The organism is uncultured Adlercreutzia sp. (assembly GCA_910585575.1).
GTDB lineage: Bacteria > Actinomycetota > Coriobacteriia > Coriobacteriales > Eggerthellaceae > Adlercreutzia.
In genome coordinates this window covers 1-7,059 of the sequence record CAJUFS010000097.1, presented here as the reverse complement: position 1 = coordinate 7,059, position 7,059 = coordinate 1, and the positions used below count along the sequence as shown (strand labels likewise).

The following is a 7,059-nucleotide window of genomic DNA, read 5'->3' as shown; positions in this document are numbered from 1 at the left end:
GGGCATCGGCTTCATCATCGGCGTCATCCAGGACTCCTGCGAGACAGGCCTGAACTCCTCGTCCGACGTGCTGTTCACGGCCACGGCCGAGTACCGCCAGATGATCAAGGAGGGCAAAGAGGTGCGCATGGGCCACGACGCCTTCTCGGCGGACGAGCTGTCCTAGTCTCACATTAGCTTTGCTACAGTGAAGACCCGCTTCGGCGGGTCTTCTTGTGTGAAGTTATGGTCACGCGAAAAGCGTTGTGGCATAATAGCGAATCGGTGCGCTTCTGGGGGCTGTTTGTTCCGCAGACGCCCTAGAAGTGTCATGGACGGCGCGAAGGCTGCGCCGTGCAAGGAAACGATGGAGGAATATTTCGTGGAAACAAAAGTTGAGCCCTTGGAGGGCAGCGAAGTCAAGGTAACCGTCACCGTGGACGCCGCCGACGTCGACGAGCGCATTGCCAAGGCCTACAAGGACTTTGCCCGCAAGTACAATTTCCCGGGCTTCCGCAAGGGCAAGGCCCCGCGCCCGGTTATCGATAACGCCCTGGGTGCCGAGGCCGTGCTGGCCACCGTCACCGACGAGCTGGTGAACGGCGCCTACCCGCTGGCCATCGAGGCCGAGAAGCTCTGCCCGGCCAACAACCCCACGGTTAACGCCACCGAGCTGGTGGAGAACGGCAAGCCCTACGAGTTCGATTTCACCATCAGCCTGCGCCCCGAGGTCGAGCTCACCAGCTACGACACCGTGGAGATCGAGGTTCCCTTCGCCGAGGCCACCGACGCCGAGGTCGAGGAGCAGATGGACGCCATGGCCGAGCACTACACCGACTACGAGGACGCCTCGGCTGCCACGAAGATGAAGCCCGAGAACTACATGGACATGGCCGTCAAGGCCACCGATGCCGAGGGCAACGACATCCCGGCCATCTCCAGCGAGTCCCGCCTGTACGCTCCGGCTGCCGGCATGCTGTCCGAGGCTTTCGACGAAGAGATCATGGGCATGAAGAAGGGCCAGACCAAGGAGTTCTCCCTGGAGGTGCCCGCGGACGAGGAGGCCATTCTTCTGGCCGACCAGGCTGGCAAGACCGTTAACTTCGAGGTTACCTGCAACGTGGTGAAGAAGAAGGTCAAGCCCGAGATCACCGACGAGTGGGCCAAGGAGACCATGGGCTTCGAGAACGTCGAGGATATGCGCAAGCAGATCACCGAGTCCCTGTCCATGCAGAAGTCCCAGATGCTGCCCCGTATCAAGGAGAACGCCATCATGGCTCAGCTGGTGGAGCGCTTCGAGGGCGACGCCCCGGCCGTCATGGTGTCCGAGGCCGAGGCTTCGCTGCTGCAGGACTTCTTCACCCAGCTGCAGCGCGCCGGTATGACCTTCGATGTCTATCTGGGCAGCCAGGGCATCACGTCCGACCAGTTCAAGAAGGATCTGAAGGCTCAGTCCGCCGACCACGTGAAGGAGGAGCTGGCCCTGGAGGCCTGGGCTCGCCACAAGGGCTTCGAGGTGACCGACGAGGACATCACCGCCGAGTTCGAGAAGAGCGGCGCCGAGGATCCCGCGGCCCTGCAGGAGGAGTGGCGCAACGCCGGTCGCCTGCACCTCATCCGTTTGGGCCTGCTGCGCCAGAAGGCCATCGAGGATCTGATGGAGAACGCCGTGGCCACCGAGGTTGACTTTGCCGCCAAGGCCGCCGAAGAGAAGAAGGCCAAGAAGCCGGCTAAGAAGAAGACCACCAAGAAGAAGGCCGAAGAGGCTCCCGCCGAGGACGCCGAGTAAACGGTTCTCATCATTGGTTGACGCGAAGGGCGGGGGAGACCCCGCCCTTCTGCTGTGTTCGTTTGCGGGACGCTCTTGCGTTGCGAACGGATGTATAGCATCATACTGGTGAACTATGAAAAGGCCGCAGGTTGCGGCCCTCTTTGCGAAGGAGAGGCATCAATGAGCATCGAACGTATCGAGAGCATCGTGCGCCCCTATGGCGGCGGTGTCCAAACCCCCAGCAACGCCCTTATCCCCTACGTTATCGAGCAGTCGCCCCGCGGCGAGCGCAGCTACGACATCTACAGCCGCTTGCTGAACGACCGCATCATCTTCTTGGGCGAGCAGATCGACGATCATGTGGCCAACTCCGTGGTGGCGCAGCTGTTGCACCTCGAGGCCACCGATCCCGATAAGGACATCTCGCTGTACATCAATTCGCCCGGCGGTTCGGTCACGGCCGGTCTGGGCATTCTGGACACCATGAACTTCATCAAGTGCGACGTGTCCACCATCTGCATCGGCGAGTGCGCCTCCATGGCGGCCGTGCTGCTGTCCTCGGGCACCAAGGGCAAGCGCTTCGTGCTGCCGAACTCCATGGTGCTCATCCACCAGCCGCTCGGCGGGGCTCAGGGCCAGCAGACCGAAATCGCCATCGTGGCCGACTTCATGCTGAAGACCCGCAAGCGTCTGAACAAGATCCTGTCCGAGAACACGGGCCAGTCCATGGAGAAGATCCAGATCGACACCGAGCGCGACAACTACATGACCGCCGAAGAGGCCAAGGAATACGGCCTCGTCGACGAGATCATCTACCACCATGGCGCTATGCCCGGCGAGAAGAAGAGCGAATAACCTCTTATGAACCACCAGCACAATAATTTCGAGCCCCCCGAGGGCAACTATCACTGTGCCTTCTGCGGCAAGACGCCCCAGCAGGTCAATGCCATGATCTCGGGCCCCAACGGCATCTACATCTGTGACGAGTGCATCTCGGTGTGCGCCGATGCCATGATGCGCGACATGGGTTTTGCCATGGCCCAGGACATGGACCTCATGGAAGAGGACGCCCCCCGCGGCGCTTTCGGGCGCTGGGGCGCCCATGCTGCCCCCGAGCAGCCTCTGCCCATCGAGGAAACCGAGCCTGACCCGGCCGAGGTGCTGGGCGCGCTGCCCACGCCCCACGAGCTGTACAACCGCCTGTCCGAGCATGTGGTGGGCCAGGAAGAGGCCAAGAAGGCCCTGTCCGTGGCCGTGTACAACCATTACAAGCGCATCTCCATGGGCGCGGTGGCCGAAGAGGGCGACGTGGAGCTGGCCAAGAGCAACATCATGCTCATCGGCCCCACGGGCTCCGGCAAGACGCTGCTGGCCCAAACCTTGGCCCGTACGCTGCAGGTGCCCTTCGCCATCGCCGACGCCACCACCCTCACCGAGGCGGGTTACGTGGGCGAGGATGTGGAGAACATCCTGCTCAAGCTCATCACGGCGGCGGATTTCGATATTCCCCGAGCCGAGATCGGCATTATCTACATCGACGAGATCGACAAGATCGCCCGCAAGGCCGAGAACCTGTCCATCACGCGCGATGTGTCCGGCGAGGGCGTGCAGCAGGCCCTGCTGAAAATCGTCGAGGGCTGCGAGGCCTCAGTGCCGCCCCAGGGTGGCCGCAAGCACCCCCAGCAAGAGCTCATTCCCATCGACACCACGAACATCCTGTTCATTTTGGGCGGCGCCTTCGTGGGCCTGGCCGACATTGTGGCGCAGCGCGTGGGCACCACCTCGCTCGGCTTCGCCAGCGAGCTGCCCCAGTCGAAGAAGGAGTCCGAGGCCGAGCTGCTTTCCCAGGTGCTTCCCGAGGATCTGAACAAGTACGGCATGATCCCCGAGTTCGTGGGCCGTATCCCGGTTATCACCAGCCTGAATGAGCTGTCCGAGGAAGACTTGGTGCGCATTCTGGTCGAGCCGAAGAACGCCTTGGTCAAGCAGTACACGCGCATGTTCGAGTTCGAGGACGCACGCCTCGTCTTCGAGCCCGAGGCCCTTACGGCCATTGCCCACGAAGCCGTGGAGCACGGCACGGGCGCCCGTGGTCTGCGCTCCATCTGCGAGCGCGTGCTCCTGGACGTCATGTACCATCTGCCCGAATTTGACGGCCCGTCTCAAGTGGTGGTGCGTCCCACCGACATCACTGGCGAGACGAAGCCCGAAATTCAGGCGGTTCAAGTTATTGCCGCCTAAAGCGACAGCCGATCGGTTTCGAGGAATCGAGAGCGCTCAGGTATGCGATAATCGCAGGTATGCATCTTAAGGCGAGCGGACGAAAGGTGCCGTTCGCCTTTTCATTTCAACGAAGGGAAAGCGAGGTTGCGGACGTATGTCGGAGGACAAGAAGAAAGCCACTGATTACGCTGCCATGGAACGCCCCATTTTCGAGGCATGGAAGGACGCGGGCTATTTCCAGCGCACGCCGGGCTTCGGCGAGCACGCCAATGAGTCCTATACCATCGTCATTCCGCCGCCGAATATCACGGGCGTGTTGCACATGGGCCACGCTTTGAACGACACCATCCAGGACGCTTGCATTCGCCGCGCCCGTATGCGCGGCTTCCAAACCCGCTGGATCATCGGCACCGACCACGCCGGCATCTCCACCCAAACCAAGGTGGACAAGCGCTTGGCCGAGCAGGGCATTTCCCGCCTGGAAATTGGGCGCGAGGCCTTCATCGAGGAGTGCTACAAATGGTACCGCGAGTACGGCACCACCATTGTGAACCAGATCAAGGGCATGGGCTGCTCCTGCGATTACTCCGATGAGCACTTCACCTTGGAGCCGGCCTACGTGCGCGCGGTGCGCAAGCTCTTCGTGGACTGGTACCAGAACGACCTCATCTATCGGGGCAAGCGCATCGTGAACTGGTGCCCCAGCTGCACCACGGCCATTGCCGACGACGAGGCGGAATACGTGGACGAGGCCGGGCACCTGTGGTACCTGCGCTACCCGCTGACCGAGCCCGTGGACGGCCTGGAGTACTTGGTAGTGGCCACTACCCGTCCCGAGACCATGCTGGGCGACACCGGCGTGGCGGTGAACCCCAAGGACGAGCGCTTCGGCCACTTGGTGGGCAAGACGGTGAAGCTGCCCCTGGTGGATCGCGAGATTCCCATCTTCGCCGACTGGCACGTGGACACCGAGTTCGGCACCGGCTGCGTGAAGGTAACGCCGTCCCATGACCCCAACGACTGGGCCATGGGCGAGCGCGCCGGCCTTGAGCGCATCAATATCTTCGACGAGACGGCCCATGTGGTGGAAGGCTACGGGAAGTTCTCCGGTATGGACCGCGACGAGGCCCGCGAGGCCGTCGTGGCCGCCTTCGACGAGCTGGGACTTTTGGACCACGTGGAGGATCATGACCACTCCGTCATGACCTGCTATCGCTGCCACACCAAGCTCGAGCCCTGGGAGTCCGAGCAGTGGTTCGTGGCCGTGGACGGCTTGAAGGAGCCCGCGGCCCGCGTGGTGGAGGACGGCTCCATTCAGTTCCACCCGGCTCGCTGGAAGCAGGTGTATCTGGACTGGCTGGCCAACCTGAAGGACTGGTGCATCTCCCGTCAGTTGTGGTGGGGCCATCGCATCCCCATGTTCTACTGCGACACCTGCGGCTGGGAAGATGCCTCGGTGGACGAGATCGAAGTATGCCCCGTGTGCGGCGCCCCGGTGCGCCAGGACGACGACGTGCTTGACACCTGGTTCTCCAGCCAGCTGTGGCCCTTTGCCACCATGGGCTGGACCGAGGAGGGCATGGACGCACCGCAAATGCGCACCGCTTATCCCACCCAGGTGCTCTCCACGGCTCGCGACATCATGGGCCTGTGGGTGGCCCGCATGGTCATGTCGTCCATGTACTGCTGCGACGAGAAGATCCCCTTCGAGGACGTCATCATTCACCCGACGGTGATGGCCGCCGACGGCAAGCCCATGTCGAAGAGCCGCGGCAACGGCGTCGATCCGCTGCGTTTGATGGAGGACTACGGCGCCGACGGCATGCGCTACGGCCTGCTCATGCAGGTGACCGGTGCCCAGGACATGAAGTTCAACGAGGCCAAGCTGGAAAGCTCGCGCAACTTCGCCAATAAGGTGAAGAACGCCAGCCGCTTCGTGCTCATGAACCTCGAGGGCTTCGAGTCCGGCGAGCCCGAGCCCACCACCCCGGCCGATCGCTGGATCTTCAGCCGTCTGGCGAAGATTGTGGCGGCCGTGGACGCCGGCTACGACAACTTCGAGTTCGGCGACATCACCCGCGAGCTCTATGGCTTCGTGTGGAACGAGTTCTGCGACTGGTACATCGAGTTCTCGAAGGCCCGTCTGGCGGCCGACGCCGACCCCGCCGATCGCTTGGCCTGCCAGCGCAACCTGGTGTTCGTGTTGGGGCAGATCCTGCGCCTGCTGCATCCCATCATGCCGTTCATCACCGAAGAGGTGTACGGCGAGCTGCCGCATGGTGAAGGCGACGCGCCCATGATCATTGTGGCTCCCTGGCCCGACGCGAAGGCTCTGGCGGCCTATGTGGACGAGGATGCTGAGCGCGCCATTGCCATGGTGTGCGAGGTGGTGGGCGCCATCCGCTCCACCCGCTCGCGCTACGGCATTTCGCCCAAGGTGGCGCTGCCCGTGGCCGTAAAGGTGGACGCCGAAAACGACGCAGCCCTGTTGTTGGCCCAGGCGCATCTTATTGGCCAGCTGGCCAATGTGGAGGAGTTCGACGTGGCCGTGGAGACCTCCAAGCCCGCTGAGTCCGCCGTGGTGCTGGGCACGGGGCTCGAGGTGTACGTGGTGTTGGCCGGGCACGTTGACTTCGAGGCCGAGCGCGCCCGCTTGGTGAAGGAGCGCGACGGCCTGGCCAAGGACGCTGCCAAGTTCGAGAAGAAGCTCTCCAACCCGGGCTTCCTCGCAAAGGCCGCGCCCGAAATTGTCGAGAAGGACAAGGCGAAGCTGGCCGATCTTACCGATAAGCTGCAGCGTCTGGAAGCTCAGATCGCCGAGCTGGGGTAGGGGACTGCTTGAACCCAATGAGGTGTCGACGCACTCTTAAGGGCGCGCGAGGCCTCAAGTTGTTACATGAGGAGGGAACCTGCGGGCTCCCTCCTTTGCTTGTAGCGCGCTATTTTCTCCTTGTTTCCGCATTGCTACCCTGCGAGGGCTGAAACTCTGGTTTAATAAGCAGAACGCCCTATTCGATGGGGGCGCGTATAAGGACGCTCGGGTACTCAACGCCCGGGTGGGAACCGCGCAGGTGCTCTGTGTGCAC

Annotated in this window: 4 protein-coding genes and 1 pseudogene; all 5 read left to right on the top strand. The window is 62.6% G+C overall.

The features are described from left to right. A pseudogene (locus tag QZ307_RS10310) lies at window positions 1-166 on the top strand (serine/threonine transporter SstT); the annotation flags it as partial. 195 nt (window positions 167-361) lie between these two features. Then, a complete protein-coding gene (tig, locus tag QZ307_RS10305) occupies window positions 362-1,768 on the top strand; it encodes a trigger factor (RefSeq protein ID WP_295999571.1) in 1,407 nt (468 codons plus the stop codon). 162 nt (window positions 1,769-1,930) lie between these two features. Next, a complete protein-coding gene (gene clpP / locus QZ307_RS10300) occupies window positions 1,931-2,605 on the top strand; it encodes an ATP-dependent Clp endopeptidase proteolytic subunit ClpP (protein ID WP_295999569.1) in 675 nt (224 codons plus the stop codon). Between the two features lie 6 nt (window positions 2,606-2,611). Next, window positions 2,612-3,991 carry an ATP-dependent Clp protease ATP-binding subunit ClpX gene (gene clpX / locus QZ307_RS10295; protein ID WP_295999567.1) on the top strand — a complete coding sequence of 460 codons (1,380 nt, stop codon included), beginning with the start codon at window positions 2,612-2,614 and terminating at the stop codon, window positions 3,989-3,991. A gap of 136 nt (window positions 3,992-4,127) precedes the next feature. Next, window positions 4,128-6,803, top strand: coding sequence for a valine--tRNA ligase (locus QZ307_RS10290; RefSeq protein WP_295999565.1), 2,676 nt, complete (start codon window positions 4,128-4,130; stop codon window positions 6,801-6,803). The last annotated feature ends 256 nt before the right edge of the window (window positions 6,804-7,059 follow it).

Bases quoted from the DNA above. Each gene is read 5' to 3' on its own strand.
- QZ307_RS10290 (WP_295999565.1), top strand. From the start codon at position 4,128: ATGTCGGAGGACAAGAAGAAAGCCACTGATTACGCTGCCATGGAACGC.
- clpP (WP_295999569.1), top strand. From the start codon at position 1,931: ATGAGCATCGAACGTATCGAGAGCATCGTGCGCCCCTATGGCGGCGGT.
- clpX (WP_295999567.1), top strand. From the start codon at position 2,612: ATGAACCACCAGCACAATAATTTCGAGCCCCCCGAGGGCAACTATCAC.